This is a genomic window from Nesterenkonia salmonea, from assembly GCF_005771525.1.
Lineage (GTDB): Bacteria > Actinomycetota > Actinomycetes > Actinomycetales > Micrococcaceae > Nesterenkonia > Nesterenkonia salmonea.
Genome location: NZ_VAVZ01000103.1, coordinates 1 through 1,158, shown reverse-complemented (window position 1 = coordinate 1,158; position 1,158 = coordinate 1). Strand labels below are relative to the sequence as shown.

General features: G+C 57.4%; 1 pseudogene. It reads right to left on the bottom strand.

What is annotated here, in order from left to right:
- Positions 1–13 precede the first annotated feature (13 nt).
- Positions 14–1,106 (bottom strand): annotated as a pseudogene (locus tag FEF26_RS15450) (IS630 family transposase).
- Positions 1,107–1,158 lie beyond the last annotated feature (52 nt).

The following is a 1,158-nucleotide window of genomic DNA, read 5'->3' as shown; positions in this document are numbered from 1 at the left end:
CTAGTGGTCTGTCTCAGTTTTGGTTTGCCTGTTCGTTGAGGCTGGTTCGTGCTCGGGCGACTTTGTCCAGGATTGACTCAGCGGTGGCGGTCCATTCATAGGGCTTGGGGTCCTCGTTATTGGCCTGCATATATTCTTCGATGCTGTCGATGAGCTCCGGCACTGAGCGGAAGATCCCGCGCCGTAGATTCTGCTCAGTCAGATCTCGGAACCAGCGTTCTACTTGGTTCAGCCAGGAGGCCGAGGTCGGAGTGAAGTGAAAATGGAAGCGTGGGTGGTTCTTCATCCATGCCTTGACCTTTGCGTGCTTATGGGTGGCGTAGTTATCCAAGATCAGATGGACATCCAGGTCATCAGGGACCTGGCGGTCGATTGTGTTCAGGAACTTCAAGAACTCCTCGTGCCGGTGCTTGGGCAAACATTGGCCAATGACTTTTCCGGTGAGGACATCCAAGGCAGCGAATAGTGTGGTGGTGCCGTGGCGCTTATAGTCATGGGTCATGGTCCCGGCTCTTCCTGGCACCATCGGCAACGAGGCCTGGGTGCGATCCAGCGCTTGGACGGAGGATTTTTCGTCCATGGCCAGCACCACTGCCTGCTCTGGAGGATTGAGGTAAAGCCCGACGACATCAATGACCTTCTCATCGAAGGCCGGGTCATTGGAGACTTTGAATGTATCCACCCGGTGAGGTTTCAGCCCCAACTCACTCCAGATCCGGTGGACACTGGAGTGTGAGACTCCCAGCTCCTTGGCCAGAGACCGGCTGGTCCAATGAGTTTTTCCCTGGGGGCTTGGTCTTGGTGGTCATCCGCACAATCTCTGCCACCGTCTCTGCCGGAATGGAGGGCTTACGGCCCCGGCCCTTCTTGACCGTGCCCCAATGCTTCAGCCCATCGGTGGTGAATGCAGCTCGCCAGGCTCGTACTGTCATCGCTGAGATCCCGTGCTCTGCAGCGATGGTGCGGTTGCCAACACCCTCAGCCGCGGCCAACAGCACCCGGGCGCGGATAACCTCCCGGTGGGCTGCCGCAGTCGAGCGGGCGACCTTCTGCAAGACTTCACGATCAGTCTCAGACATGACAAGAGGCGACGCTGGAGCAGACATACTCCATTCTATCCCCAGACGGCCTAACTATTTACGAGACACACCACTAGGT